Below are 24,716 nucleotides of genomic sequence, written 5' to 3' on the forward strand. Positions count from 1 at the left end.
CATCCGCTTCGAGGTTGGCGGGCGCAACCGGTTCGGTGGGATTGTAAAGGGGGATTGCAAAGGGTGATTGAATCAACGCAACGTGTGTGCAACGTTGTCGCGGCTAGCGTGCGGCAACGCGTCGGCGTGGTGCGGCCGCTCCGGCCGGCGTGTTGGCCGGGTCTCGGACACTGGAGGGGGGCCGGGATCCGGCCAAGGCGAAACACAGGCATCCCTCCAGTACATGACGAGGCCCAAACACCGTAGGCTCGTGGCAGTCAAGAACGCGGAGCCACGAGGAGCGCACGACGGTGAACCCAGGGGATGTCAACCTGCAGCAGCTGCTGGAGCAGGCACAGCTCATGCAGCAGCAGCTTGTGAGCGCCCAGCAGGAGCTCAACGACGCGCAGATCGAGGGCTCGGCCGGCGGCGGCATGGTCACGGCCGTTGTCAACGGCTCGGGAGAGCTGCTCGAACTGAAGATCGACCCAAGCGTGATCGACGCCGACGACCCGCAGGACACGGCCGACACGATCGCCGATCTGGTGATCGCCGCGGTCCGTGACGCGGTGCGCGCGGCGGCCGACCTGCAGCAGGAGAAACTGGGCCCGCTGGCCCAGGGACTCGGCGGCGGCGGTCTCGGACAGTTGCCAGGGTTCTAGGCCATGTACGAGGGGGTCGTCCAGAACCTGATCGACGAGCTCGGCATGCTGCCCGGCGTCGGTCCCAAGAGCGCGCAGCGGATCGCGTTCCACCTGCTGGCGGCCGACCCGGCCGATGTGAAGCGGCTGGCCCACGCGCTGCTTGAGGTCAAGGAGAAGGTCAGGTTCTGCCGGGTGTGCGGCAACGTGGCCGCCGAGGAGGAGTGCCGCATCTGCCGCGACTCGCGCCGGGACACTCATGTGATCTGCGTGGTCGAGGAGTCGAAGGACGTCGTCGCGATCGAGAAGACGCGCGAGTTCCGCGGGACCTATCACGTGCTCGGCGGCGCGATCAGCCCGATCGACGGCATCGGCCCCGACGATCTGCGCATCCGTGAGCTCATGACGCGCCTGGCCGACGGCCGGGTCACGGAGCTCATCCTCGCCACGGACCCCAATCTCGAGGGGGAGGCGACGGCTACCTACCTTGCCCGTCTGGTCAAGCCGATGGGTCTGAAAGTGACACGACTGGCCAGCGGTCTGCCTGTGGGCGGTGACCTCGAGTACGCCGACGAGGTGACCTTGGGCCGCGCATTCGAAGGACGGAGGCTGCTGGATGTCTGACCAGTGGAGCGCGCTGGCGGAGGAGATAGCCGGCCACGCGCAGAACTATGTGGATGGCCTGACCAGGGTCGCCAGCGGCGAGGGCGGTGACGCCATCTGGTCGCTGTTGCTGGTCGAAGTGGCGCAGGTGAGCCTGGCGGGCGCCAAGCTCGGCGCCAACGAGGATGTGATCCTCTCGGGCAACTACGAACCGCCGCTGAGCGCGGATCCCGACATCGACGGCGTGCGTACCGCGTTGTCGGAGTTGCTGGAGGCGGTCGACGACTATGCCGAGGTGTTCGACCCTTACAAGGACACGGGTGTCACGCCGTACCGGCTCTCCGATGATCTGACGGCGGTCGCGGCCGACCTCATCCACGGTCTGCGCCACTTCCAGGCGGGGCGGCCGCATGAGGCGTTGTGGTGGTGGCAATACTCCTACTTCAACACTTGGGGCAACCACGCGGGCGCGGCCATGCGCGCACTTCAGGCGCTGGCGGCCCACTCGCGGCTCGACGTGGCGGAGGAAACCACGACGGTGTGATCATCCACATAGTGGTATGAACCATTCGGCCCATGAGAGGCCCCCAGTAGACTGGCAGCTCACAGTCCGAACCGGGAGACTCTCGTGGCGCTCGTTGTGCAAAAGTACGGTGGTTCATCCGTCGCCGACGCGTCCTGCATCAAGCGGGTCGCGCAGCGGATCGTGGCGACGAAAAAAGCCGGCAACGACGTTGTTGTGATCGTTTCCGCGATGGGCGACACGACGGACGAGCTGCTCGACCTGGCGGAGCAGGTGTCGCCGCTGCCTCCGGGCCGCGAGCTCGACATGCTGCTGACCTCCGGCGAGCGCATCTCGATGGCTCTGCTGGCGATGGCGATCGCCAACCTGGGGCACGAGGCCCGCTCGTTCACCGGCTCGCAGGCGGGTGTGATCACCGACTCCACGCACGGCAAGGCGCGCATCATCGACGTGACGCCGAGCCGCATCCGTGAGGCGCTGGACCGAGGGCACATCGCGATCGTGGCCGGGTTCCAGGGCGTCTCGCAGGACACCAAGGACATCACCACACTGGGCCGCGGCGGGTCCGACACGACCGCCGTGGCGCTGGCCGCCGCGCTGGCCGCGGATGTCTGCGAGATCTACACCGACGTCGACGGCATCTTCACCGCCGACCCCCGCATCGTGCGCGCGGCACAGCAGATCCCCAAGATCTCCTATGACGAGATGATGGAGATGGCCGCCTGCGGTGCGAAGATCCTGCATCTGCGCTGCGTCGAGTACGCTCGGCGCTTCCATGTGCCGATCCACGTACGCAGTTCGTTCAGCACCAAAGAAGGCACCTGGGTCGTTTCCGATCCTTACACCGAAGGAACCGAGATGGAGCAGCCGATCATCTCCGGCGTCGCGCACGACCGGAGCGAGGCCAAGATCACCGTTGTCGGGGTGCCCGACAAGGTCGGCGAGGCTGCCGCGATCTTCAAAACTCTGGCGGACGCCGGGATCAACATTGACATGATCGTGCAGAACGTCTCGGCCGCGGCCACGGGTCGCACCGACATCTCCTTCACGCTGCCCACGACCGACAGCTCGACGGCGCTGACGGCGTTGAAGAGGATCCAGGGCGACATCGCCTACGAGTCGCTGCTCTTCGACGACCAGATCGGGAAGGTGTCGCTGATCGGGGCGGGCATGCGCTCGCACCCGGGCGTCACGGCGACGTTCTTCGCGGCCCTCGCCGACGCGGGGGTCAACATCGAGATGATCTCCACCTCGGAGATCCGCATCTCGGTGATCGTCGAGCAGGACGGTGTCGACACGGCCGTGGCGGCCGCCCACCGGGCCTTCGATCTCGACGCGGACCAGGTCTCAGCAGTGGTGTACGGAGGTTCAGGACGATGAGCAGGCCCAATCTGGCGTTGATCGGCGCGACCGGGGCCGTCGGCACCGTCATGCGCGACCTGGTCACCAACCGCGCCGACATCTGGGGCGAAGTACGCCTCGTCGCCTCCCCGCGCTCGGCGGGCAAGCTGCTCAAGGTGCGCGGCGAGGATGTCGTCGTGCAGGCGCTGGCGCCTGAGGTGTTCGACGGCATCGACATCGCCATCTTCGACGTGCCCGACGAGGTGTCGGCCGTGTGGGTGCCGATCGCGGCCGAGCGTGGCGCCATCGCGATCGACAAGTCGGGCACGTTCCGCATGGAGCCCGACGTCCCGCTGGTCGTGCCGGAGGTCAACCCGCTCGACGCCCGCGTGCGGCCGCGCAACATCATCTCGACGCCCAACTGCACCACGCTGTCGATGATGGCGGCCATGGGCGCGCTGCACGCCGAATACACGCTCACGGAGCTCGTCGTCGCCTCCTACCAGGCCGTCTCCGGCGCGGGCGTGGCGGGTTCGGCGCGGCTGTACGACGAGGTCGAGGCGCTCGCCGGTGACCGGTCGATCGGCCAGGTCGCGGGTGACGTGCGCAAGGTGCTGGCCAACAGGCTGCCCGAGGAGTCGCCGTTCCCTGCGCCGATCGCGTTCAACGTGGTGCCGTGGGCGGGCTCGTACAAGGAGGGTGGCTGGGCGTCCGAGGAGCTCAAGCTGCGCAACGAGTCGCGCAAGATCCTCGGCATCCCCGACCTGAAGGTCTCGGCGACCTGCGTCCGGGTGCCGGTGATCACCACGCATTCGCTGGCGGTGCACGCGCGGTTCGAGCGTGAGATCACGGTGGCGGACGCGCACCGGGTGCTGGAGGCGGCGCCGACGGTGGTGCTGATGGACGACCCGGCCAACGGGGTGTACCCGACGCCGGTGGATGTCGTGGGCACCGACCCGACGTACGTCGGGCGGGTCCGTCAGGCGGTGGACTTCCCGAACACGCTGGATCTGTTCGTCTGCGGCGACAACCTGCGCAAGGGGGCGGCCCTGAACGCCGCCGAGATCGCCGAGCTGGTGGCTTCCGAGCTGTAGCCGAGCTGTAGCTGTCCAGAGCTCTGTATGCGGCGCGTCGCACGTTCCCGTGCGACGCGTCGCTGCTTTTCCCGCTACGGGCGGGTTTGTGCGGGCTCTGTTCTTGAGAACCAGTCTTTTTTACGGCACGGCACGGTGGGCCGCCATCCGCCGACGTGGGCGGACGTCTGTCCAGGGGGACGCTTGCCAGGTGGGCGGACGCGCCGCCGTTACGCCGCGGACGCCGGCCGGTGTCGTGGCCGGTTCGTTGGCCACCTGGTAAGCGGCTGAGGCCGTCGGCCCTGTCACCGGAACAGGATGTCCCAGTGGTCTATCTCGTCGGCGAAGACCGTGCCCGAGGGCGAGCGGTAGAGGGCGGCGCCGTCGCCGCGGGTGCCAGATTTTTCGTTCTTTTTGGTGATGTATCGGTCGATGCATGAGTTGTGCGTGATGTCGAGCTTGTAGCCCTTGCTGTGGCTGTAGCGGCCCGGGGCGTGGCCCGTTTCCGTACCACCGGTGACCATGATGGGGCAGCCGCTCTGGCGCTTGAGCTCGATCATCCGTGTGATGGTCGAGGTGCGGACCTCTTCCAGGGAGGTGCAGTGGAACAGGTTCCGGTTCGTGCAGTGGCCCGAGGACTTCGTCCGCAGGCCCTCGTCCCGGAGCCAGTCGGCGGCGAGCGCGTGAGACAGGTGCACGGTCGCGGCCCTCGGCTTGACGCGGGTGAGGTCCACCCCGGCGGTCTTCTGGGCGGTCCGCAGAGGCTTGCCGACGGTGCCGAGCTTCCGCGTGGTGGCCGTGACCGGCTTTCGCTGGGTGGCCGTGTCGGTCTTTCGAGGGGTAGTCGTATCGGTCTTTCGCGTGGTTTTTCCGGGTTTTCGCATGGTTTCTGGGTCGAGTTTTAGCCTGGCGGCGATGCCGGCGTAGCGCACGGAGGGCTTCGCCGCGGCTGTGAGCGGCTCGGCCGGTGCGTCGGGTCGCTGGGCGACGAGTGCGAGGCTCTGTGACTCCGTCGGCGGGTTCGTCATGTCCCGGTGGCGAACGGCCGCCTCCGGGCCGCGTACGAGCGTCTCCGGCGTGCTCACAGCCGTCTCCGGTGCGTTCACGACCGTCTTCGGGCCGTCCTTGTCCGTGACGGGGCCGAACGCGATCGGCACCGGGTCGCTCACGGTCGGCTCCGACTCGCGGCCGACCGTCGCCCGGCCGACCGTCGCCCGGCCGGGCGCGGACCTGTCAGGGTCGCGTCCGATGGGCTTCTGGCCGTGGGCGGAGAGGCCCCCGTCGTTCCGGGCGGGATTCGGGCCGAAATCGGCCGGATCCCCCGAAGGGTGCCAGCGGCGCGCCTCGATCGTCCCCCCGATGTGGTAGGACCGAGTGATCGGTGATGGTGTCTGCCGCTGCCCCCGGTCGGGAGCTTGCGATGCGGCGGAAGCGGCCGACGCCAGCGCGATTATGGAGATCTCAATGTTGAGGAATACGACCGCTAGTAGCCGTACTGTTCCACGTATCCACATGTCGATGCCTTTTCGCGGAATAGCCCTTCCGCCAGAAACATCAATCCCATGGTTCGCACGAGCTAACCCCTGTCGCACCGGCATTTTTGCCGTGAGGTGGGGATCACCGTGATCCTTCCTGACCTAACGCACTACTACCACGTAAAGTGACGAACGTGTCCGAAGCCCGAAACCGAGGATCGGAGAGCACCCGGGAAGTCATCGTCGAGACGGCTTTGCGGCTGTTCCGGGAGCGCGGCTTCGATGCGACGACGATGCGGGCCATCGCGGCCGAGGCCGGTGTATCCGTCGGTAACGCCTACTACTACTTCGAGAGCAAGGAGGCGTTGATACAGGCGTACTACGACCGCGCCCAGGCCGAGCACGAGGCGGCCTGCCGTGACCTGCTGGCCACGGAGTCGTCGTTCGCCGCCAGGCTGAGTGGGGTGTTGCGGGAGTGGGTGCGGGTCTCGGAGCCGTATCACGAGTTCGCGGTGAAGTTCTTCAAGCACGCCGCCGAGCCCACGAACCCGCTGAGCCCGTTCAGCGCCCAGTCCTCGCCGGCCCGTGAGGCGGGGATCGCGATCTACCGGCAGGTGGTCGAGGGGGCGCGTGACCGCATGAACTCCGAGCTGCGCGAAGAGCTGCCGGAGCTGCTGTGGCTGCTGTCGATGGGCATGGTGCTGTTCTGGGTGCACGACACCTCTCCCGGCTGTGTCCGTACCCATCGCCTGATCGACGTGACGGTGCCGCTGGTGGACCGGCTCGTCGGCCTGTCGCACCTGCCGGGGCTGCGGGGGATCACGAAGGACTTCATCGCGGCGGTCCACGAGCTGCGCGCCTGACGGGGGCGCAGTCCGGAACGGCAGGGCAGAGACGACATACCGCCCGGTTGGTATGGTCGCCCTGTTGAAGCCTGAACCGCCCGGCAAGCTGGAGGCCGCGATGACTCAGAACTGGGGCATGACGATCCCGTTCAACGACCGTTCACTGGCGGACTCGCAGGAGCTGATCGCGGAGCTGCCCGGCTTGGGCTACACCGACGCGTGGTCGGCCGAGGTCAACGGTGTCGACGGGTTCGTGCCGCTGGCCATGGCCGCGCAGTGGGCGCCGGGGATCCGGCTCGGCAGCGCGATCGTGCCGGTGTTCACGCGCGGCCCGGCGCTGCTCGCGATGCAGGCCGCCACGCTGGCCGACCTGGCGCCCGGCCGGTTCGTGCTCGGCATCGGCTCCTCCTCCCCGGCGATCGTGGAGCGGTGGAACGCGGTCGAGTTCGCCAAGCCGTACGCGCGTACCCGCGACACCCTGCGCTTCCTCAAGGCGGCGCTGACGGGCGAGAAGGTGTCGGAGCGGTACGAGACGTTCGAGATCAAGGGGTTCAAGCTGGAGCGGGCGCCGAAGATCCCGCCGAAGGTCGTGCTGGCGGCGCTGCGGCCCCGGATGCTGCGCCTGGCCGCCGAGGAGGCGGACGGCGCGATCACCAACTGGCTCTCGCCCGACGACGTGCGGAAGGTACGGGCCGAGATCGGCGACACCGAGCTGATCGCCCGCCTGTTCGTCTGCGTGAGCGAGGACACCGACAAGGTACGCGCGCTGGCCCGCTGGATGCTCGCCGCCTACCTCACCGTGCCGGCCTACGCCGCCTTCCACGACTGGCTCGGCCGGGGCGAGGTGCTGCGGCCGATGCACGAGGCGTGGGCGGCCGGCGACCGGCAGGCCGCGCTGAAGTCGATCCCGGACGAGGTGGTCGACGCGCTGGTCATCCACGGCGACGCGGCGACCTGCCGGGCCAGGATCCAGGAGTACGTGGACAACGGCCTCGACACACCCGTGCTCGCGCCCATCCCGGGCGGCGAGGTGACCATCACGCAGGCTGTCCGCGACCTGGCCCCCACGGCCTGACCCAGGAGGATGCGGTGGACGACGTACTGAGGTGGGACGCGACGGAGCAGGCCAGGGCCGTCCGCGACGGGCGGGTGTCCCCGCGCGAGCTGGTCGAGGCGGCGATCGCCAAGATCGAGGCGCACGACGGCGAACTCAACGCGGTGGTCAGCCGGCGGTTCGAGCGGGCACTGGCCGAGCTCGACGCCATCCCCGCCGGCGCGCCGTTCCGCGGCGTGCCGATCCTGCTGAAGGACCTGGGCTGGCCCCAGGCGGGCGAGCCGTACAGCGCGGGTTCGCGGACGCTCGACGGCGTCGTGGTCAAGGAGGACGGGCACGGCACGGCCAGGTTGCGGGCCGCGGGGTTCGTGGTGCTGGGGCGTACCAACACTCCCGAGTTCGGCAGCACGATCACCACCGAGCCCGTCGCGTTCGGGCCCACGCGGAACCCGTACGACCCGGACTACTCCGCGGGCGGATCGAGCGGCGGGTCGGCGGCGGCGGTCGCGGCCGGGATGGTCGCGCTCGCCACGGCCAGCGACGGCGGCGGCTCGATCCGCATCCCCGCGTCCCTGTGCGGGCTGGTGGGGCTCAAACCGACGCGCGGGCGCTCCAGTGTGGGACCGGCAGCCGGAGAGGGCTGGAGCGGCTTCTCGTGCCAGGGATTCGTCAGCAGGAGCGTGCGCGACACCGCGGCGGCGCTCGACCTCGTGTCCGGCTACGTGCAGGGTGACCCCTACGACGCCCCCCGCCTGCCGAGGCCGCTCGCCGAGGAGGTGGGCGAGGATCCGGGACGGCTGCGCGTCGGCTTCGTCTCCACGCACCCCAGAGGCGACGTGCCGGCGGCGCCCGAGCTGACCGAGGCGGTCGACGTGGCCGCCGCCCTGCTGGAGGCGCTCGGCCACGACGTGGCCCCCGGCTGGCCCGAGGCGCTCGGTGACCACGGCTTCCCCGCCCGCTTCGGCGCGATCGTGTCGGACAACCTGGCCGCGGAGATCGAGAACGTCGGCGTCTGGCGCGGCAAGCCGGTCGAGCTGGACGAGCTGGAGCCGCGCAACGCCGCCATGGTCGGCGCCGGGCGCGGGCACAGCGCCGCCGACCACATCCTGGCCACCCAGTGGATCGACGGCTTCCGCCGGCGGATGGCCGCGTGGTGGAGTTCGGGGTACGACCTGCTGCTGATGCCGTCTCTCGGCGTCGAGCCGTTCCCGCTCGGGTGGATCCCGCCGGACGACCTCAGCACCGCGTTCGGCAGGACCGCGCACGCCGTCGCCTACACCGCGCCGGTCAACGCCACGGGCCAGCCCTCGATCTCGCTGCCGCTGCACAGGACCGCTTCGGGCCTGCCGGTGGGCGTCCAGCTGGTGGCCGCGGCCGGACGGGAGGACCTGTTGGTCAGGGTCGCGGCGCAGATCGAGGCCGCCCGGCCGTTCGAGCACGCCGCCGTACGCTGATCTCCGGGAACTCGGCCCCCACGATGACGCGTTATGTCGTGAGAGGCCAGGGTATGGAGAGCGACATGATGGCTAAGGCAGGACGGGCTGCAGCGGCCTGGCGTACGTATCGCGAAGTGAGCAAGCCCGGCACGCCGGGCTTGATAGTCAGGTTACGAGCGATCCCGCGGATGATCGGCGCCGTGATGCGCGGCCAGTACGCGGGCATGGGCAAGAGCAAGCTGGCCCTGATGGGGTTCGGCGTGGTCTACATGATCTCGCCGATCGACCTGGTGCCGGACTTCCTCGTGCTCGTCGGAGTCGTGGACGACTTCGGGGTCTTCCTCTGGCTGCTCTCCTCGCTGCTCGGCGAGAGCGGGCGCTACGTGGACTGGGAGCGCGAGGTCATCCAGGGAAGGGTCCAGGGCAAGCTCGACGGTTAGATCTCCTCCATCCGGAGCCAGGCACGTGACGGCAGCGGGTGGCCGAACAGCCGGGCCGCGTTGCCGTAGGCGACCCTGGCGATGTCGGCGGGCGGGAGCGTGCCGAGGTTCTGGGCCACCGCCTGCTGGGTGTCGGGCCAGGTCGAGTCGGAGTGCGGGTAGCCGCTCTCCTGCAGCACGTGGTCGAGCCCGACCGCCAGGCGCACTCCCGACAGGGCCTGGTCGTTGAGGGTGCCGAAGTAGAAGTTGCGGCGCAGCACCTCGCTGGGCTTGAGGCCGCCGTCCCACTGCGCCTCGCCCGCCACGGGGTGGTCGAGCGCGTAGTCGGCCCGCGCGGCCAGCATCGGCAGCCAGGCCACGCCGCCCTCGACGATGAGGATGCGCAGGTTGGGGAAGCGCAGCGGGAGCCCCGACCAGAGCCAGTCGGCGCAGGCGAACATCGCGCTGGTCGGCATCAGCGTGGTGATCGCCTCGATGGGCGTGTCGGGCGAGGGCACCGGCGACCAGCTGGAGCCCCCGGTGTGCAGGCAGACGACGGTCCCGGTCTCCTCGCACGCGGCGAAGAACGGGTCCCAGTGGCCGCTGTGGATCGACGGCAGCCGCAGGCGGGTCGGGAACTCGGGGAAGATCACGGCCTTGAAGCCACGGGCCGCGTTGGCCCTGATCTCCTTGGCGGCGAGGTCGGGGTCGGGCAGCCAGGGCAGTTGCAGGCCGATCATGCGCTCGGGGTAGGTGCCCGCCCAGACGTCGATGTGCCAGTCGTTCCACGCCTTGACCAGGGCCAGGCCGAGCTCCTGGTCGCGGGTCCTGGCGAACGGCATGCCCGCCTGGCCGGCCAGCATGCCGGGGAAGCAGAGCGCCGCCCAGATGCCGGCCAGGTCCATGTCGTCGATGCGGGCCTCGATGTCGTGGCAACCGGGACGCATGTGCTCGAACCTGACCGGATCGAGCGTCCACTGCTCGCGTGGCAGGCCGGCGCCCACATCCAGGCCGGCGCACGGGTATGTGGCGCCCGCGTACCGCCAGACTTGGTGACCGCCCTCCGTCTCCACGACCTTGGGCGCGACCTCGGCGTATTTCTCCGCGAGCCGGCCCTCGAAGAGGTCTGGCGGCTCGATCAGGTGATCGTCGGCGGAGATGATCACATAGTCGCGCCGCCTCGGATCCGGGTCGGGTAGCAGCGGCGTAGTCACGCAGGTAACCGTACGACGGCCGCATAACGTCGAACAAGCTGCGACGTCTCCGTTGGGTATCCACTCGGCCCGAGGACCCGGGATCGCCGGGAGGGGGATGTGGCGACCCCGGGCCATGAGGTCCGCTTTGCGAGGCTGCTGCCCTGCGAACCCCGATGCCGCCTACCCTGCGGAGATCGGATCAGTCCCGGAGAGAAGACTCTTCTGGAGTTCTACGATGGTCCCCGCTCCGACCTGCAGGACGTCGGTGCAGTACTTCCCGACCGAGCCGTGCCGGGCGGCCAGATCGGCGAGGAACAACCGCATCGCCTCGGCCGGCGCCACTCCGAAACCGGGCCACCGGGCGACGTTCGGATTCCTGCGCTGCCAGCTCGCGATGAAACGCTCGGTGGCCAGGCCCGTCAGCGCGTAGTCGTCGATGATGTCCTCGTCGGCCACGCCAACGAGACTCAGGATGAGCGCGGTGAGCAGGCCGGTGCGGTCCTTGCCCGCCGCGCAGTGCACGACGACGGGCGCGCTGCCGGACCGGGAGATCGTCTCGATGGCCGTGCGGAGGTTGCGCACGCCGTCCTCGGTCACTTCGAGGTAGCGGTCGGCGAGGTAGCGCGCGACGTCCAGCCGGTCGTCGTAGGCGGTGAGGTCCCAGCGGCGGCCCTCGATGGGCAGGTTGCGGTAGTCGAGCCCGTCGGACTCGGGCACCCGGCCGTTCTTCTCCACCTCGAAGGGGTGACGCAGGTCGATGACGGTCCGCACATTGAGGGTCTGGAACGTGACGAGATCGTCTCCTGCCAGCCAGCCAAGAGAGTCGGCCCGATAAAGCCGCTGCCACCGGACGGTCCGCCCGTCCCTCGCGGGATACCCACCTACGTCACGGAAATTGTGGATATTGGCGAACTCAATGTGGCGGATCACCCGATCTACCTTAAGTGCTGGGCGCGCCGACTTCCTGGACCGGCGCGTCCTCCTCGGCCTTCCTGTCAGCCACTTCGCGCCGGATGAGCAGGAACCAGCCGCCGACGGCCACGCCGATGAACAGCCACCACTGCACGCCGTACGCGAGGTTGAGGCCGCCTCCGGCGCCCACGTCGGGTGCGGGCACCGGCACGGGCGCGGCCGCCGACTCCGGCTGCTGCTTCATCAGGTCCACATAACCGCCCACGAGCTGGTACGGGAGCGCCTTGCCTATTTTTCCGGTGTCGATCAGCAACACCTGGCCGGCCGGCAGACCGGCGCGGTCCTTGATCCCGGCCGTCTCCTCGGTCTCGCTGAGACGTAGCCTTCCGGTGACAGTTACCTGACCTGTCGGCGGCGGAGGCACCTCGGGGGGCGCGTCGGCGGTGGCCCCGGCCTTCACCCATCCCCGGTTGACGAGCACGGCCTTGCCAGGACCGGTGACCAGCGGGGTCAGCACGTAGAAGCCCAGCTGGCCCTCCTGGGGCCGTCTGCGCACCACCAGCGCGTGAGCCGCGTCATAGCTCCCCGACGCCGTGACCGCTCTGAACCGGTCCGACTCCTTCAGCCCCTGGCTCACCAGGCTCTCGACGGGCACGGGATCGGCCGCCAGGTTCGCGGTGACCTGTGTGCTGTTGGCGGAGCGCTCCTCGAACCGTCCGAACTGCCACCGGCCCAGAAACACGAAGGCCGGGATCACCAGCAGCACCACGATGTGGAGCGCGATCCAGCGGGGCGTGAGCAGGAACCGGTACACCCCTCAAGCCTAGGCACCCAGGCCGATGCTCCTTCACCTGGCTCGGTCCGCCGGAAAGTGACCTAATCGCAATCTGGTCGAAACTCTTACCGAAAGCCACTTCATCGCGTACGGTCGGGATTCGTCCCCTGAGCTCCCCTCTCCAGAGAGCGCCTCAAAAGCTATATGACCGTGCTTGCCGCGCCGTCCGATGCGCCCGCGTTCGAGCTGCCCCGGTTCGGCCGTATGGTGCGCCATGCCGTGCCCCGCGTGCTCGAGGGCATGATCCTGCCCGTCGCCGTCTTCTACGTCGGGATGATCCTTTCCGGGATCACCGGCGGGATCGTGGTGGCCGTGGCCTGGGTGTACGCGGGGGTGGTCTGGCGGCTGGCCAGGCGCCGGGCGGTGCCGGGGGCGGTGCTGCTGGCCGCGGGCACGGTCACCGTCAGGGCGGTGCTGGCCCTGCTGTCCGGGAGCGCGGTGATCTTCTTCCTGCAGCCGACCCTGGGCGTCTTCTGCGCCAGTGCCGGGTTCCTGGCGACGGCCCGGGTACGCAGGCCGCTGGCGCAGCGGGTGGCGGAGGATCTCGTGCCGCTGCCGGAGCACGTGATCGAGCGGCCGGTGATGCGGCGCTTCTTCGCCAGGCAGTCGCTCGTGTGGGGATGCGCGCAGCTCGGCAACGCCTCGCTCAGCCTCTGGCTGCTGCTCAGCCAGACGATCCAGACGTACCTGATCGTGCGCACCACGGCCGTCGCGGTGCTGCTGTCGGGGGCGGCGCTTCTGACGCTGATCGACTTCCGGCTCTGCCTGCGCGCCCTCCAGCGCGACGCCTGAGGGGCTACGCGGTCTTCAGTTCGGCGCCCGAGCCGGGCAGGGCCGTCACCTCGCGGGGCCCCGCGACCTCGTGGCCCTCGGCGCAGCGGAAGTGCTGCTCGATGAGTCCCCCGCAGTCGCGGTGGGTCAGCACCACGGGTGGGCCGTCGTCGGCCAGGTATTTGTCGCCCCACTGCATGAGCGCCACGAGCAGGGGATAGAGGTCGAGCCCCTTCTCGGTGAGCCGGTATTCGTCGCGCTGGCGCTGGCCGGGCTCGCGATAGGGCTCCTTGCGCAGCAAGCCCTCGTCGACCAGCCGCGTCAGCCGCGCGCTGAGCACCTGCCGCGGCGCGCCGGTGGCCACCTGCATGTCGGCGAACCTGCGTACGCCGCGGAACGCCTCGCGCAGCACGAGGAAGGTCCACTTCTCGCCAACGATGTCCAGGGTGCGCTCGATGGAGCAGTTGTTCACCTGGAAAGCCAACTTCATGCGTCACATCATACCTGAGTTCAATTGACAGACCCAGGCGAAGAAGAGGAAGCTGAGTCCATGTTCGGAACTCAGATCCGGCCCGCCCGGCCCGACGACGACGAGCGGATCCGGCGCTTCCTCACCCGGTTGTCGCTGCACACCCAGAGCCTGCGGTTCTTCACCGGGCTCAGTACCCCGGCCGCCAGCCTGGTGCGTGTGCTCATCGCCGTGGACGAGCGCAGGGACGCCCTGGTCGCCACCCTGGAGGGCGAGATCATCGGCCACGCCATGAGCTACCGGGGCGGTGCAACGGACATCGAGATCGCCGTCGTGGTCGCCGACGAGTGGCAGGGCAAGGGGCTCGGGCCGCACCTGATCAACACGCTGCTGTTCAGGGCCGCGGTGCGGGGGGCGAAGACGGTCGGCATGGACGTGCTGGGCGAGAACAGGCGGGTGCTCCGGATGATCCGCAGGCTCTGGCCCGACGCCCAGATGAAGGTGACTTCCGGGTCGGTCGCGGTGACCGCTATGATCCAACAGGCGGGGGTATTTGCGGAACAAGGTTCTGGTGCTACACCATTGACAGTGTGAAGAGTGCCAAGAACGGACGCGACGGGCGCACCCGCATCATCGAAGGTGCCCTGCGCCGATTCAGCCAGGACGGGGTGTCGGCCACCACGCTGGCCAGCCTCCGCGAGGAGAGCGGTGTAAGCGTCGGCAGCTTCTACCACCACTTCGCCAGCAAGGAACACGTATTCGGCGTCCTGTACGCCGAGATCCTCGCCGCCTACCAGGCGGCCTTCCTCACCGAACTGGTCAACCACCAGGAGGCCCGCGACGGCATCGAGGCCGTCGTCGCCCTCCACATGCGCTGGGCCGGCGAGCACCCGGAGCGGGCGAGGCTGCTGGTCAGCGAGCGCCCGCCGCGGAAGACCGAGCCGGGCGGCGCCGAGGTGGCGGAGGCCAGGCGGGCCTTCTTCCGTCAGGTGTCCGACTGGTGGCGGCCGCACATGAAGAACGGCCAGCTCCAGGTCGTGCACCCCACCATGTGCTACGTGCTGTGGCTCGGACCGGCGCAGGAGATGTGCCGACTGTGGTTCGCCGGTGCCCACACGCCGACGGAGGAAGAGATCAAAGGCCTCGGTGAGGCCGCCTGGCAGAGCCTGCGCCAGCGCTAGAGACCGCCCTGATCCGGGACGGCACCCGCCAGCAGGCAGCGTCGAGCGAGATGTCGAGCCGCAGGTCGCCACGCTGCCTGCGCAGTCCCGGCACGCGCACCCGGGCGTGCACGTCGAACCGGCCCCGGCAGGGGTAGCCGAATCCCAGCTCTCCTGGCAGCACGCGCAGGTCGTCGCGGTTGCCGCAGTTGGGGCAGGTCCACGAGACGAGGTCGAGCCCGCGGTTGTAGTCGGAGCAGGCGCGGAAGTAGTCGTCGGGCCAGAAACGGGACTCGCAGGCCAGGCAAGGGATCTGCATGGATCCGCTCCTCTTCGAACGTGGGTCTCCTTAGAGGTATCGTTCGCCGCTTGCAAACGGCTTGGATGTTTCGGTAACAGTATGATTACTGTAGGTATCGGATCATGCGCGGGATTCTGCGGTGAAAGGATGGCCTCGTGGAACGACTGCGCGATCACCTCCTCGAGACCGGCTACACGATTGACGGCGTCCGCGACCGGCTGGGGGCCATGGCGGCCTCGGCCCTGTCCCGCGAGGAGCTGGTCCCGGCTCTGCGCGCCACGGCCGGCGACGACCCGCTGGCCGCCCTGATCCGGCTCTGGTGGCTCGGTGCCGACGTCCCGGCCGCGCGGTTCCCGGCCACGGTTCTCGAAGACGCCTGCGAATCGGGCCTGGTCGCCGCCGACGGTGACCGCGTACGGGCCACCGTGCATCTCCAGCCCTGGGAGACCGGCGGCTACGTCGTCTCCGACCGCAAGGTGCGGCCCGGAGATCCGGCCCTGCGCCCCGACCACGTGGTGGGGGCGGGCGGCGCCTCGGCCAACCTGGCCCAGCTCGTCACCCGCCGCCCGGTCCATCGGGCCCTCGACCTCGGTACGGGCTGCGGCGTGCAGGTGCTGCACCTGGCGGACCGCGTCGATGAGATCGTGGCCACCGACCTCAACCCGCGCGCGTTGGAGCTGGCCCGGCTGAGCTGGCGGCTGTCCGGGATCGACGGCGTGGACGCCCGCACCGGCTCTCTGTTCGAGCCGGTCGAGGGGGAGCTGTTCGACCTCGTCGTCTCCAACCCGCCGTTCGTCATCTCACCCGGCGGCGAGCTGACCTATCGCGAAACGGGCGCCGACGGCGACGCGTTCTGCCGCGACCTCGTACGGCAGACGCCCCGCTTCCTCAATCCGGGCGGCCAGGCCCACTTCCTGGCCAACTGGCTGCACGTCGAGGACGAGGACTGGCGCGACCGCGTCGGCGGCTGGCTCGGCGAGACCGGCTGCGACGCCTGGGTGGTCCAGCGGGACGTGCAGGACCCGGCCGAATACGTCGAGCTGTGGCTGAGGGACGCCGCCGTGCAGGGCACCCCCGGCTACACCGCGCACTACGACCGCTGGCTGGCCTGGTTCGAGGAGCACAAGGTGCGGGGCATCGGCTTCGGCTGGATCACCATGCGCAACGCGGGCACCCTGGACCCGGTGGTCCGCGTGGAGCAGCTCACCCATCAGGTCACGCTGCCCGTCGGCGACTACGTCGACGGCGTGCTCGACTCCATCGCGACCGCCCACCGGGTGCGCTTCCTCGACTCGGCGCACCTGCGGACCGTGGCGGGCCTGCTGGACGAGCGCGTCGGCCTGCCCGGCGCGGAAGACCCCATGCGCATCGTGCTGCGCCAGACGGACGGCCTGCGCCGCAGCAGGGAGGTCGGCACCGTCGAGGCGGCCCTGGCGGGCGTCTGCGACGGCGACCTCGCGCTCGGCCCGCTGCTCAACGTCATCGCCGAGCTGGTCGGCGACGGCGAGATCCTGCACCCCGACGCCATCCGGCCGCTGATCGCCGAGGGTTATTTCCTGCTTTGATCGCCCGTTGATCGGATGTTGACCGCCCGGGTGGAGGCTTCTCACCAAGACACGAGCCCGGGGGGTTCGAGGCTCGTGTCGGGTCCGGCCGGTCGTCGATGTGAGGCGGCTAGCCGTTACGCGGAGCATCCGGAAAACCGGGCCCCCTAGCGACGCGTGACGGTCAGATGACCGGCCGGGCTAGCAATCGCGGCACTGTATGGATCACGGGGGCTCCGTGACTCCCAAAGGGACAGCCTTGATCAACCATGTGTGGATGACACGTCTGGACGACGAGCTGTACTCAGAGCTCGACGACGGGCTCGACAACGGGATCAGCATCACCGACAGCGGGATCGACGACCGGGGTGTCGCCGAGGCGGGCCCTGAGGTCCTCCGCCTCAGGAGCGCCGAGCATCGAGAAGATCTCGAAGGCCTGCCGTAGGCAGTCCAGGCTCCTCGTGGCGCTGCCCATGCCCTTGAGCGCCTCTCCGAGCACCATCAGTGAGAGTGCCTCGCCATAGGGATGGCCGATCTCCCTCGACACCACCAGGGCCTGCTCGGCATGCCGTACGGCATCGGGGTAGCGCCCCGCGGCGATGAACGTCTCGGCGAGCCGCGAGCAGACCCGCTGCTCCCACACGCGCTGCTTGCTGGCGCGGAAGAAGGCCAGGCACTCGGCGTGGTGGTGGACGGCCTCGGCGATGCGGCCCACCCGCGACAGGACGATGCCCAGGTGGTAGCGGGCGCGGGCGGTGCCGGCGCCGCTGCCGATCTCGGTGAAGATGGCCAGGCCCTTCTCCGCCGCGGCGATCGCGTCCTCAGGGCGGCCGAGGCCGAGGTGGTCGCGGGCCGAGTAGCTGAGCACGAGCGCCTCGCCGGCCGGTACGCCGTTCTCGCGGTACCAGCGCATGGCCGAGTCGAACCAGGTCAGCGCCTCGGCGTGGCGGCGCTGCCGGCCCACGACGACGGCCAGCGCGTTCATCACCTCACCGGTGACGACCTTCTCCCCGCGCTCGACCGACAGCTCGTGCACGATCCTGAACTGCTCCTCGGCCTGCCTGAGCCGGTTGCTGGCGAACAGCACGCGGCCGAGCACGTAGCGGGCGCGCAGCTCGCTGCCGGTGTCGCCGATGCGCTTGGCGGTGGCCAGCACGGCCCGCGTGCCCTGGTCGAACTCGCGGGTGTGGGTGCCGGACTCCAGCAGCGGCTCCATGGCCACCAGCAGGTCGCCGGCGGGCAGCAGCGGCTCCGGGGCGCGGGCGGTGGCGGCGGCCTGGTTGATCGCGGCGAACAGCGAGTCGCCCTCGGCGACCAGCCAGGCGACGGCCTCGCCGACGGAGTTGAACGACAGCCCGCTGCCGTCCACCTGGAGGTTGTCCGCGATCATGCTGCCCTCGTAGGCCAGCCGGTGCGCCGACTGGGCGGAGGCCAGGTAGAACCCGAGCAGCCGGCGCAGCGCCATAGTGCGGGCCTGCGGCCGTTCGGTCTTCTCCAGCGTCCGGCGGGCGAACAGCTTGAGCAGGTCGTGGAAGCGGTAGCGGCCCGGCGCGGGCGCCTCCAGCAGGCTGGCGTCGACCAGCGACTCCAGCAGGTCCTCGGTGTCGAACACGCTCGCCGACAGCACGGCCGCCGCCGCTCCGACCGAGATGTCGGGCCCATTGGGCAGCGACAGCAGCCGGAACGCGCGGGACTGGGCGGTGTCCAGATGCCCGTAGCCGAGCGCGAACGTGGCCTCGACCGCGAGGTTGCCCACGCGCATCTCATCCAGGCGGCGCTGCTCGTCGGCCAGCCGGGGCACCAGCGACGCGACCGTCCACGAGGGCCGCGCGGCCAGCCTGGCCGCCACGATCCGTACGGCCAGCGGCAGGAACCCGCAGGCGGCGACCACGTCCATGGCGGCGTCACGCTCGGCCGCCACCCGCGCGGCCCCGGCCACCGAGGCGAACAGCGTCAGCGCCTCGTCCGGCTCCATCACATCCAGGTCGAACAGCCGGGCAGAGGGCAGGTCGGCCAGCTTGTGGCGGCTGGTGACGATGGCCGCGCAGCCCGGCGAGCCCGGCAGCAGCGGGCTGACCTGCTCGGCGTCGTGGGCGTTGTCGAGCAGCACGAGGATGCGCCGCTCGGCGAGCAGCGACCGGAAGAGCGCCGACCGCTCGGCCAGGCGCTCGGGGATGACGTCGGACGGGACGCCCAGCGCGCGCAGGAAGGCGCCCAGGGCCGATTCGGGGCCGGTCGCCTCGTCGGTGTAGCCGCGCAGGTCGGCGTAGAGCTGGCCGTCGGGGAACAGGTCGCCGGCGGCGTGCGCCACGTGCACGGCCAGGGTGGTCTTGCCCACCCCGCCGATCCCGCAGATCGCGGCCACCGGCACGCCCTCGGCGGCCGACTGCGAGGCCAGCAGCGTACGCAGCCGCCCGGCGATCTCCATACGCCCGGTGAAGTCGTTCACGGCGGCGGGCAGCTGTGCGGGACGCGGCAGGTGGAGCGTCGGCTCCTCCTCTTCCCGCGGCCCCTCCTCCTCGGCCACCTCGGCGACGGTCAGCGTGGGGTCGGCGGCCAGGATGCGCTGGTGCAGCGTGGTCAGCTCGGGGCCGGGCTCGATGCCCAGCTCCTCGATCAGCGCCTCGCGCGTCTCGGTGAAGACGGCCAGCGCGTCGCCCTGCCGGCCGCATCGGTAGTAGGCCAGCATGAGCTGGGCGCGCAGGCGCTCACGCAGCGGGTGCTCGGCGGTCAGCGCGATCAGCTCGGAGACGACCGCGGCGTGCTCGCCCAGCTCCAGGTCCAGGTCCATGAGCGTCTCGACCACGCTGATCCGGCGCTCGACCAGCCGGTCGCGCTGATGCTCGGCGTACGGCCCGACGGCTCCGGCCAGCGGCTCGCCCTCGAACAGCGACAGCGCGGCCCGCAGAGCCTGGGCGGCCTCACGTGGCTTGCCGGCCCGGCGCGCGACCTCGGCCTCGTGGGTGACGCGCTCGAACCGGGTCAGGTCAAGGGATCCTTCGGGCAGTCGCAGCGCGTACCCGCGGCCGACGGAGGTCAGCAGCTCGGGTCGCGAGCGGGCGGCCCTGCCGGGCTCCAGGACAGTGCGCAGCCGGGAGACGTACGTACGCAGGGCGCCGAGGGCGCGCGGCGGCGCTTCCTCGCCCCAGACCGCGTCGATCATCTCGGTCGGAGTCACCGCACGACCCTCCCGCAGGAGCAGCATGGCGAGAATGGAACGCTGCAGTGGAGTGCCCAGGTCGACTTCCTTGCCATCGCGCCACGCGCGGACGGGACCGAGCACGGCGAACCTCAGCTCGCCTTCGAAGCTCTGACCAGCCATGTCGCCTGTCTCCAACGCAATGGAAAGATTTGTTACCAAATGATAGGTCCATCCTTGCCCAACACATAGGCATCCGCCCATTCGTTAACCGAAGCGTTGATCGGTCGTTAATCGAGCGTTGAGTCGGGCGATGGATCCTGAGAGTCAGCAGCGACATGGCCCCAATTACACGGGGGCGGCCATGACCCTGGCATATATACGCAAGACACAGGCCCCGCCGTACGGCGGGGCCTTGGCGGACGGTGCTTATGCTGCTTCGGCGAGGCCGAGCCTCTGGGCCAGACGTTCTCGAATCCCGGGCCATTCAGAGTTCAGGATCGAGTAGAACGCCGTATCTCGGACGGTGTCATCGGCGCCCCTGCATTCCGCCCGGCGTATCCCGTCGAAATGCGCGCCCAAGGCGGCTATGGCGGCCAGCGACCTGTTGTTGCGGACGTCTGACTTGAGCGTGATGCGGTGGACGTTCCACGTCTCGAAGGCGTGCGAGAGCATCAGGAACTTGCTCTCCCGGTTCGCACCCGTGCCCTGGGCGGACGCGCCCAGCCAGGTGTATCCGATGTCGGCCACGGACGGGACCTCGCCCACCGCGCCCCGCGTACCCGGCGGCCAGGGCATGGGGCCCTGCCAGTACTCCAGGTGCATAAGACGGGTGGCACCGACGACTCGGTCGGTGTGTAGCCACCGGACGGCGAAGGGCAGCGTGCGGCCCTCCGCCTGCTCAGCCAGCGCGGCCTCCACATAGGAGACCATCTCGTCCCGGCTGGCCGGGACACGGGTGAAGGCATACGTGGAGCGGTCTTCACTCGCCGTGGCGACGAGGTCGTCGATCACCGCGAGGCTGAGAGGTTCCAGGCGCACGAGGCGCCCGGACAGGGTGACAAGAGCGGGCATGAGCACATGATGGAGGCTGCTTGGTATGCCGGAGAACAGCTCTCGTCCAGCATTCTTTGCAGCTTGTTGCAACCCGGGTGTTTATGCAGCTCAGCGGGCCGATTGCGGGGTCACCGCACCGGCCCGTGGACAAAGTTTCGCCTAACTGTGACATGGCGTCGGCACGAGCGCCGGGTGCAGTTCACGCACCGGGCTCAGCCGTCGCAGCGAGAGCTCCGTCAAGCCCATCGACAGCAGGTCGAGATTGGCCGCGATCCACGGGAGTTGGAGTGGATCTTGGCTGTTCAGCGCGGCCAGGCGCTCCTCCGACGTGTCGCCGTAGAGCAGGCTCACCGCGACCCGCACCCGCGCGGCGCTGGGATCGTCGCCGAACGCGTGGCCGGGCAGCACGCCGATGCCGTGGTCGTCGAGCAGGACGCGGGTGATCTCGGCCGAACCGCCGAGCCGCAGGTGGCTCAGGTCCGGATAGAGATAGAACCCGCCCTGGGGAGTGGGCACCGAGGCGCCGATCCCCACGAACCTGTCCCGCACCGCGTGGGCGAGCGTTCCGTGCAGCCTCCGGCTCCGCACGATGCGCTCGACCAGCTCGGGCGGGTCGGTGAAGGCGTAGGCGGCGGCCTCCTGCACGGGGGCGGCCGGGGCGGACCAGATCTCGCTCGCCACCGCGAGCAGCCGGGCGCGCATGCCGTACGCCTCGTCGGGCAGCCTGGCCACGCCGATCCGCCAGCCACCCAGCGCCAGGCTCTTGCTGAGCCCGGTGGTGACGACCGTGCGCTCGGGCGCCAGGTCGGCGGGCGAGGTGAACGGGAGCAGCGGGTCGTGCAGCAGGTCCCGGTAGATCTCGTCGGAGATGATGTACAGGTCGAGCTCGCGGGCGACCTCCACCAGCCGCTGGATGGTCTCCGACGAGGCGAGGCGCCCGGTCGGGTTGTCGGGCAGCGTCACGAGCACCGAGCTGACGGTCCTGCCCTGGGCGCGAGCGTGCAGCACGGCCGAGGTCACCAGCTCCGGATCAGGTACGCCGCCCTGTCCCGCCGGGGGCGGAACCAGGATCGGGCGGGCGCCGACCAGGTCGGCCTGCGCGGCGTAGCTGACCCAGCTGGGCATGGGCAGGACGATGTCGCCGCCGATGGCCAGCAGCACGCCGTACAGCAGGGACTTGCTGCCGGGTCCGCAGACGATCAGTTCGGGGTCGGTGGGAAGTCCCCGTCGTGTCCAGTAGCCCGCCGCCGCGCTCCGCAGGTCGGCCGCTCCCGCGACCGGCCCGTAGCCGTTGCGTTCGGATGCGGCGACCAGCTTGTCGCGCAGCGCCGGGTGGACGGGCAGGCCGGCCTCACCGAAGGCGAGGTGCAGCACCCGTTGCCCGGCGCGTCGTCTTCGGTCGATCTCTTCGTTGGCCGCCAGCGTGGCGGAGAGGGTAACCGTCATGGTTGTCACGTTCCCAGCGTGGTTTGATGAAGGCATCAGCACAAGCGAGGCTTTTTGTGGGTAGGCGTAAGGAAGTCCGATGCTCGAATTACGGCGTTTGGTGTTGATCTGCGAGTTTGCCCGTCGGGGCAGCATCGCGGCGACCGCCGAGTCGCTCGGGTACAGTCCCTCGGCCGTGTCCCAGCAGTTGGTCGCCCTCGAACGTGAGACCGGAACCGCGCTGATCGACCGGACCGCGCGCAGCGCCGAGCTGACCGACGCGGGCCGCCGCCTGGTGACCCACGCCGAGCGCATCCTGTCCATGGTCGAGGAGGCCGAATCCGACCTTTCGGCCCACGCGGCCTCGCCGTCCGGCCGGGTGGTGCTGACCGCCTTCCCCACGGCCGCGGTCGCGTTCGCGCCCGCGCTCGCCCGCTCGCTGCGTCGTTACACCGAGCTGACGCTCAGGCTCGGGCAGAGCCGTTCGGGTCGGGGCATGCGGGAGGTGCAGTCGGGCGAGGTCGACATCGCGCTCGTGGACGACTGGTACGGGCGGGTCGGCGACAACGACAGCCTGCGGGTGTTCCCGCTGCTGTACGACCCGCTGGTGCTGGTGGTGCCGCGCAAGCACCGGTTGGCCGACCCCGAGGTGCCCCTGGACCTGCGCGAGCTGCGTGACGAGCCGTGGATGGCCACCCCGGACGGTGAGCCGTCGCGCCTCGCGGTCGACCGGCTCTTCGTGGACGTGGGCGGCACCAGGCCGACGCCGTGGGAGTTCGAGGGGCTGGGCACGATCCTGTCCCTGGTCGCCAAGGGCATCGGGATCGCCGCCGTGCCCGCGCTCGCGCTGGCCGCCGGCGTCCGCGGCATCGCGGTCCGCCAGTTCGCCGGCAACCCGGTGGGCCGCGAGGTGCTGGCCGTCGCGCGTGGCTCCAGCGTCCATCGCCCTTCGGTGTCGGTGACCCTGCGGGCCATCCACGTCGCGGCGCGCTATCTCGCCGCCGATCTGGATCCGGTACGCCTCGCGGAGCGATAACGTCTGGTGCCCATGGCGCCCTCGTACGACATCGAGCACCTGCTGCTCGCCCAGCGCAGCACGACCACGGTCGCGGGCCTCGACGAAGTGGGCCGGGGCGCCTGGGCCGGCCCCGTGACGGTGTGCGCCGTCATCACCGACCTGTCGGATCCGCCGGCCGGCCTGACGGACTCCAAGCAGCTGTCGGCCGTCAAGCGCGGGACGGTGGCCGCCGCGCTGGAGTCGTGGGCGGTCGGCATCGGCTTCGGCGACGCCACCCACACCGAGGTCGACGAGCTCGGCATGACGGAGGCCCTGCGCCGCGCCGCCCGCCGCGCCCTGGCCGCCCTCCCGCTGCGGCCCGACGCGCTGATCCTCGACGGCTCGCACGACTACATCGGCGCTCCGTGGCCGGTACGCCTTGAGGTCAAGGGCGACTCGGCCAGCATCTCGGTGGCGGCCGCCTCGGTCCTGGCCAAGGTACGGCGCGACGCCTACATGGGGACGATCGGCTGCGCGGAGTACGGCTTCGCGGACAACGCCGGCTATCCGTCACCGGTCCACCAGGAGGCGCTGGCCCGCCTGGGGCCCACGGAGCACCATCGGTTGTCGTGGTCCTACCTGGACGACCTGCCGCGCTGGCGGCACCTCAAACGGCACCGGGATCCGGCGGTGGGTGAGGGCCAGGCGACCCTCTTCGGTTAGCCGGCGATCGGCCGGGACGCTCAGCCGTTGGCGTCGTTGGCGTCGTTGGTGGAGCGGTAGGTGGCGGCGGCGCTGCCGAGGCGCTCCTCCTCACGCTGGGCGGCCTGGGTGAGGAGCTTGAGGGCGGTGCCGATCGCTTCCAGCCGCTGCCCGTTCGCCTGCCAGTACGCGCGCGCGTAGTCGTCGTCGCCGAGCGCCTTGCGGGCCGCCTCCTTGTGCGTCTCGTACCGGTCTTCCACGCCCCGCAGTCTGTCCGCGAGATCGCTCATCGCCCCCGCCAGCCCTTTGATCCGGCTAGCGCTGTAGCTGGCGCCGTCGAGTTCCATCCGGCCGCACCCTCCCTGACTCACCGACTTGATCGATAGTATGCGAGCGTCCTGATGGCTTCGTGGGGTTGATGCGACGATGAGTGATTCATGGGATTTGCTCCGACAACTCGTCCAGGAAGTCGATCGGCAGACCGAACAGGTCAAGGAGATGCACCGCAAGGTGCGCGACCTGACGGGCTCCGCGCAGTCCGACGACGGGATGGTCACCGTCACCGTCGGACCCCGGGGTGAGCTGCGGGCCGTCGACCTCGATCCCCGCGTGTACCGCGAGCGGACGCCCACCGAGCTGGCAGCGTGCGTCGTCGAGCAGGCCGCCATCGCCACTCACAAGGTCTCCGCGGAGCTCAGGACCCTGGCCGGGCCGATGGTCGCCGAGGACGTCCCGTTCGAGGATCTGTTCGGCGAGGGCACGAGCTTCGAGTCGTTCCTACCAGGCGCCGACCGGCGCGGGCCGGGCGCGTGACGGTCCG

Annotated in this window: 26 protein-coding genes; 16 read left to right on the top strand and 10 right to left on the bottom strand. The window is 69.9% G+C overall.

Going from position 1 to position 24,716, the window contains the following annotated elements:
- Positions 1 to 290 precede the first annotated feature (290 nt).
- The 5 genes from ACGFNP_RS10265 (at position 291) to ACGFNP_RS10285 (ending at position 4,181) form a co-directional block, all read left to right on the top strand.
- Positions 291 to 641 (top strand): YbaB/EbfC family nucleoid-associated protein, encoded by a 351-nt coding sequence (locus ACGFNP_RS10265; protein ID WP_214635096.1) that lies wholly within the window; start codon positions 291 to 293, stop codon positions 639 to 641.
- Positions 642 to 644: 3 nt separating this feature from the next.
- Positions 645 to 1,244 carry a recombination mediator RecR gene (gene recR / locus ACGFNP_RS10270; RefSeq protein ID WP_358337920.1) on the top strand — a complete coding sequence of 200 codons (600 nt, stop codon included), beginning with the start codon at positions 645 to 647 and terminating at the stop codon, positions 1,242 to 1,244.
- A complete protein-coding gene (locus ACGFNP_RS10275; protein ID WP_219535007.1) occupies positions 1,237 to 1,767 on the top strand; it encodes a DUF5063 domain-containing protein in 531 nt (176 codons plus the stop codon). The genes recR and ACGFNP_RS10275 overlap by 8 nt, the downstream gene beginning before the upstream one ends.
- A gap of 84 nt (positions 1,768 to 1,851) precedes the next feature.
- A complete protein-coding gene (locus ACGFNP_RS10280; protein WP_358337917.1) occupies positions 1,852 to 3,126 on the top strand; it encodes an aspartate kinase in 1,275 nt (424 codons plus the stop codon).
- Positions 3,123 to 4,181: an aspartate-semialdehyde dehydrogenase gene (locus ACGFNP_RS10285; RefSeq protein WP_393316943.1), complete on the top strand. Its 1,059-nt coding sequence runs from the start codon at positions 3,123 to 3,125 to the stop codon at positions 4,179 to 4,181. The genes ACGFNP_RS10280 and ACGFNP_RS10285 overlap by 4 nt, the downstream gene beginning before the upstream one ends.
- Before the next feature lie 284 nt (positions 4,182 to 4,465).
- On the opposite strand, the gene ACGFNP_RS10290 is transcribed toward ACGFNP_RS10285, so the two are convergent.
- Positions 4,466 to 5,329: a hypothetical protein gene (locus tag ACGFNP_RS10290; RefSeq protein WP_393316946.1), complete on the bottom strand. Its 864-nt coding sequence runs from the start codon at positions 5,327 to 5,329 to the stop codon at positions 4,466 to 4,468.
- Between the two features lie 500 nt (positions 5,330 to 5,829).
- Here ACGFNP_RS10290 and ACGFNP_RS10295 point away from each other — a divergent pair, with 500 nt between their 5' ends.
- From ACGFNP_RS10295 to ACGFNP_RS10310, 4 genes are all read left to right on the top strand, one after another.
- Positions 5,830 to 6,498: a TetR family transcriptional regulator gene (locus tag ACGFNP_RS10295; RefSeq protein WP_358337908.1), complete on the top strand. Its 669-nt coding sequence runs from the start codon at positions 5,830 to 5,832 to the stop codon at positions 6,496 to 6,498.
- A gap of 100 nt (positions 6,499 to 6,598) precedes the next feature.
- Entirely contained in the window at positions 6,599 to 7,555 is a 957-nt protein-coding gene (locus ACGFNP_RS10300; RefSeq protein ID WP_358338337.1) for an LLM class F420-dependent oxidoreductase, read from the top strand.
- A 14-nt stretch (positions 7,556 to 7,569) separates the two neighbouring features.
- Positions 7,570 to 8,988: an amidase gene (locus ACGFNP_RS10305; RefSeq protein ID WP_393316950.1), complete on the top strand. Its 1,419-nt coding sequence runs from the start codon at positions 7,570 to 7,572 to the stop codon at positions 8,986 to 8,988.
- A gap of 65 nt (positions 8,989 to 9,053) precedes the next feature.
- The gene (locus ACGFNP_RS10310) at positions 9,054 to 9,410 is read left to right on the top strand and encodes a YkvA family protein (RefSeq protein ID WP_393316953.1); all 357 of its coding nucleotides are present in this window, start codon (positions 9,054 to 9,056) and stop codon (positions 9,408 to 9,410) included.
- Here ACGFNP_RS10310 and ACGFNP_RS10315 read toward each other — a convergent pair.
- The 3 genes from ACGFNP_RS10315 to ACGFNP_RS10325 form a co-directional block, all read right to left on the bottom strand.
- A complete protein-coding gene (locus ACGFNP_RS10315; RefSeq protein WP_358337901.1) occupies positions 9,407 to 10,603 on the bottom strand; it encodes an amidohydrolase family protein in 1,197 nt (398 codons plus the stop codon). The genes ACGFNP_RS10310 and ACGFNP_RS10315 overlap by 4 nt on opposite strands.
- Before the next feature lie 162 nt (positions 10,604 to 10,765).
- Positions 10,766 to 11,515: a tyrosine-protein phosphatase gene (locus ACGFNP_RS10320; protein WP_393316957.1), complete on the bottom strand. Its 750-nt coding sequence runs from the start codon at positions 11,513 to 11,515 to the stop codon at positions 10,766 to 10,768.
- A gap of 10 nt (positions 11,516 to 11,525) precedes the next feature.
- Entirely contained in the window at positions 11,526 to 12,311 is a 786-nt protein-coding gene (locus ACGFNP_RS10325; protein WP_393316960.1) for an SURF1 family protein, read from the bottom strand.
- A gap of 165 nt (positions 12,312 to 12,476) precedes the next feature.
- Here ACGFNP_RS10325 and ACGFNP_RS10330 point away from each other — a divergent pair, with 165 nt between their 5' ends.
- Entirely contained in the window at positions 12,477 to 13,124 is a 648-nt protein-coding gene (locus tag ACGFNP_RS10330) for a VC0807 family protein (protein WP_393316963.1), read from the top strand.
- A 4-nt stretch (positions 13,125 to 13,128) separates the two neighbouring features.
- Here the strand turns inward: ACGFNP_RS10330 and ACGFNP_RS10335 are convergent, their stop codons facing one another.
- A complete protein-coding gene (locus ACGFNP_RS10335) occupies positions 13,129 to 13,593 on the bottom strand; it encodes a helix-turn-helix domain-containing protein (RefSeq protein ID WP_358337890.1) in 465 nt (154 codons plus the stop codon).
- 60 nt (positions 13,594 to 13,653) lie between these two features.
- On the opposite strand from ACGFNP_RS10335, the gene ACGFNP_RS10340 reads away from it, so the two are divergent.
- Positions 13,654 to 14,166, top strand: coding sequence for a GNAT family N-acetyltransferase (locus tag ACGFNP_RS10340; protein ID WP_358337888.1), 513 nt, complete (start codon positions 13,654 to 13,656; stop codon positions 14,164 to 14,166).
- A complete protein-coding gene (locus ACGFNP_RS10345; protein ID WP_358337885.1) occupies positions 14,163 to 14,753 on the top strand; it encodes a TetR/AcrR family transcriptional regulator in 591 nt (196 codons plus the stop codon). The genes ACGFNP_RS10340 and ACGFNP_RS10345 overlap by 4 nt, the downstream gene beginning before the upstream one ends.
- Here ACGFNP_RS10345 and ACGFNP_RS10350 read toward each other — a convergent pair.
- Entirely contained in the window at positions 14,707 to 15,051 is a 345-nt protein-coding gene (locus ACGFNP_RS10350) for a hypothetical protein (RefSeq protein ID WP_358337882.1), read from the bottom strand. The genes ACGFNP_RS10345 and ACGFNP_RS10350 overlap by 47 nt on opposite strands.
- Before the next feature lie 137 nt (positions 15,052 to 15,188).
- Between ACGFNP_RS10350 and ACGFNP_RS10355 the strand changes: the two genes are divergently transcribed.
- Positions 15,189 to 16,598, top strand: coding sequence for a methyltransferase (locus ACGFNP_RS10355; protein ID WP_393316967.1), 1,410 nt, complete (start codon positions 15,189 to 15,191; stop codon positions 16,596 to 16,598).
- A gap of 283 nt (positions 16,599 to 16,881) precedes the next feature.
- On the opposite strand, the gene ACGFNP_RS10360 is transcribed toward ACGFNP_RS10355, so the two are convergent.
- From ACGFNP_RS10360 to ACGFNP_RS10370, 3 genes are all read right to left on the bottom strand, one after another.
- Positions 16,882 to 19,899 (bottom strand): BTAD domain-containing putative transcriptional regulator, encoded by a 3,018-nt coding sequence (locus tag ACGFNP_RS10360; protein WP_393316970.1) that lies wholly within the window; start codon positions 19,897 to 19,899, stop codon positions 16,882 to 16,884.
- 246 nt (positions 19,900 to 20,145) lie between these two features.
- A complete protein-coding gene (locus tag ACGFNP_RS10365; RefSeq protein ID WP_393316973.1) occupies positions 20,146 to 20,790 on the bottom strand; it encodes a GNAT family N-acetyltransferase in 645 nt (214 codons plus the stop codon).
- 141 nt (positions 20,791 to 20,931) lie between these two features.
- A complete protein-coding gene (locus tag ACGFNP_RS10370) occupies positions 20,932 to 22,218 on the bottom strand; it encodes a pyridoxal phosphate-dependent aminotransferase (protein ID WP_358337870.1) in 1,287 nt (428 codons plus the stop codon).
- A 79-nt stretch (positions 22,219 to 22,297) separates the two neighbouring features.
- Between ACGFNP_RS10370 and ACGFNP_RS10375 the strand changes: the two genes are divergently transcribed.
- Positions 22,298 to 23,233, top strand: a complete 936-nt coding sequence (locus ACGFNP_RS10375; RefSeq protein ID WP_358337867.1) for a LysR family transcriptional regulator — start codon at positions 22,298 to 22,300, stop codon at positions 23,231 to 23,233.
- Positions 23,234 to 23,245: 12 nt separating this feature from the next.
- Positions 23,246 to 23,917 (top strand): ribonuclease HII, encoded by a 672-nt coding sequence (locus ACGFNP_RS10380; protein WP_358337864.1) that lies wholly within the window; start codon positions 23,246 to 23,248, stop codon positions 23,915 to 23,917.
- Between the two features lie 20 nt (positions 23,918 to 23,937).
- On the opposite strand, the gene ACGFNP_RS10385 is transcribed toward ACGFNP_RS10380, so the two are convergent.
- Positions 23,938 to 24,243 carry a hypothetical protein gene (locus ACGFNP_RS10385; protein ID WP_358337861.1) on the bottom strand — a complete coding sequence of 102 codons (306 nt, stop codon included), beginning with the start codon at positions 24,241 to 24,243 and terminating at the stop codon, positions 23,938 to 23,940.
- 79 nt (positions 24,244 to 24,322) lie between these two features.
- Between ACGFNP_RS10385 and ACGFNP_RS10390 the strand changes: the two genes are divergently transcribed.
- The gene (locus ACGFNP_RS10390; protein ID WP_358337858.1) at positions 24,323 to 24,709 is read left to right on the top strand and encodes a YbaB/EbfC family nucleoid-associated protein; all 387 of its coding nucleotides are present in this window, start codon (positions 24,323 to 24,325) and stop codon (positions 24,707 to 24,709) included.
- Positions 24,710 to 24,716: the final 7 nt, after the last annotated feature.

Source organism: Nonomuraea sp. NPDC049269, from assembly GCF_043197155.1.
Taxonomy (GTDB): Bacteria; Actinomycetota; Actinomycetes; order Streptosporangiales; family Streptosporangiaceae; genus Nonomuraea.

Bases quoted from the DNA above. Each gene is read 5' to 3' on its own strand.
- recR (WP_358337920.1), top strand. From the start codon at position 645: ATGTACGAGGGGGTCGTCCAGAACCTGATCGACGAGCTCGGCATGCTG.
- ACGFNP_RS10275 (WP_219535007.1), top strand. From the start codon at position 1,237: ATGTCTGACCAGTGGAGCGCGCTGGCGGAGGAGATAGCCGGCCACGCG.
- ACGFNP_RS10285 (WP_393316943.1), top strand. From the start codon at position 3,123: ATGAGCAGGCCCAATCTGGCGTTGATCGGCGCGACCGGGGCCGTCGGC.
- ACGFNP_RS10300 (WP_358338337.1), top strand. From the start codon at position 6,599: ATGACTCAGAACTGGGGCATGACGATCCCGTTCAACGACCGTTCACTG.
- ACGFNP_RS10310 (WP_393316953.1), top strand. From the start codon at position 9,054: ATGATGGCTAAGGCAGGACGGGCTGCAGCGGCCTGGCGTACGTATCGC.
- ACGFNP_RS10330 (WP_393316963.1), top strand. From the start codon at position 12,477: ATGACCGTGCTTGCCGCGCCGTCCGATGCGCCCGCGTTCGAGCTGCCC.
- ACGFNP_RS10335 (WP_358337890.1), bottom strand. From the start codon at position 13,593: ATGAAGTTGGCTTTCCAGGTGAACAACTGCTCCATCGAGCGCACCCTG.
- ACGFNP_RS10340 (WP_358337888.1), top strand. From the start codon at position 13,654: ATGTTCGGAACTCAGATCCGGCCCGCCCGGCCCGACGACGACGAGCGG.
- ACGFNP_RS10350 (WP_358337882.1), bottom strand. From the start codon at position 15,051: ATGCAGATCCCTTGCCTGGCCTGCGAGTCCCGTTTCTGGCCCGACGAC.
- ACGFNP_RS10360 (WP_393316970.1), bottom strand. From the start codon at position 19,899: ATGGCTGGTCAGAGCTTCGAAGGCGAGCTGAGGTTCGCCGTGCTCGGT.
- ACGFNP_RS10365 (WP_393316973.1), bottom strand. From the start codon at position 20,790: ATGCCCGCTCTTGTCACCCTGTCCGGGCGCCTCGTGCGCCTGGAACCT.
- ACGFNP_RS10370 (WP_358337870.1), bottom strand. From the start codon at position 22,218: ATGACGGTTACCCTCTCCGCCACGCTGGCGGCCAACGAAGAGATCGAC.
- ACGFNP_RS10375 (WP_358337867.1), top strand. From the start codon at position 22,298: ATGCTCGAATTACGGCGTTTGGTGTTGATCTGCGAGTTTGCCCGTCGG.
- ACGFNP_RS10380 (WP_358337864.1), top strand. From the start codon at position 23,246: ATGGCGCCCTCGTACGACATCGAGCACCTGCTGCTCGCCCAGCGCAGC.
- ACGFNP_RS10385 (WP_358337861.1), bottom strand. From the start codon at position 24,243: ATGGAACTCGACGGCGCCAGCTACAGCGCTAGCCGGATCAAAGGGCTG.
- ACGFNP_RS10390 (WP_358337858.1), top strand. From the start codon at position 24,323: ATGAGTGATTCATGGGATTTGCTCCGACAACTCGTCCAGGAAGTCGAT.